Raw genomic sequence first — 1,075 nt, 5'->3', positions numbered from 1 at the left:
GTTATTGATATGACAGGCTCAGGCGACAACACCCTAAAGCTCAACTTAGATGATTTATTAGATGCTTCTACTAGCACCAATATTCTTAAAGTATTGGGCAATAGTGGTGACGAAGTGATTGCCACTGGCTTTGATGATTCAACCATTGATAAAACTGTTAATGGCATCACTTATGATGTTTACACTCATAGTGACGCCAATACAAGTGCTAATGCCGAACTTTGGATTCAAAAGGGTATAACAATACTTGATGCAAAACCACCTACCATTGCCATTAGCAGTAATATGAGCAAACTTAAAGCAGGTGAAAGCATCACCATTACCTTTACTCTAAGTGAAGCATCGCCTGATTTTACCAAGGATGATGTGAGCGTTTTAGGCGGTGTGTTGTCTGATATTATACTTAAATTTGGTGAAACTAAAGTTTATACAGCGACTTTTACCCCAACAGCCAATAGCACAACTACAGGCACAATCTTAGTAGCAAGTGATAAGTTTAGCGACGCGGCGGGTAATACCAATGTTGATGGTGCTGATGCGAATAATTCAGTATTCTTGACGATTGACACCAAAGTGCCAACAATTGCCATTAGTAGTGACACGGATAAACTCAAAACAGGTGAGAGCACCACCATTACCTTTACTCTAAGCGAAGTATCCACTGATTTTGACGCCACTGATGTGGTTGTTACAGGGGGTATATTGACTGATTTTGCACTTAAGGCTAATGAAACTAAAGTTTATACAGCGACTTTTACCCCAACAGCCAACAGCGCAACTGCAGGCACAATCTCAGTAGCAAGTGATAAATTTAGCGACGCGGCGGGTAATATCAATGTTGATGGTGCTGATGTAAATAATTCAGTATTCTTAACGATTGATACCAAAGCCCCAAATGCCGTTGATTTAAACTCAGCAACCGATGTACAATCCACCAGCAAAGCACTGTTTACCCGATCAGAAATTGCAGTAGGCGTCGCCTTTGACGCCGATATTTCAAACACCACTGATACAGATATTAAATCTATTAAAGTGGTATTAGGTGGCGTAGGTTTTAACGCAACTAATGACAAAC

Annotated in this window: 1 protein-coding gene; it reads left to right on the top strand. The window is 40.4% G+C overall.

All coding sequences use genetic code 11. The features are described from left to right. The coding region (locus tag BBROOKSOX_RS11475; protein WP_257607879.1) for an Ig-like domain-containing protein at positions 1–1,075 on the top strand (1,075 nt) is incomplete at both ends.

The sequence above is a fragment of the bacterium endosymbiont of Bathymodiolus sp. 5 South genome (genome assembly GCF_900128535.1).
In the GTDB taxonomy this organism is placed as follows: Bacteria; Pseudomonadota; Gammaproteobacteria; order PS1; family Pseudothioglobaceae; genus Thiodubiliella.
The sequence above is the reverse complement of the archived record's forward strand: the minus strand, read 5'-3'. Positions and strand labels throughout refer to the sequence as shown.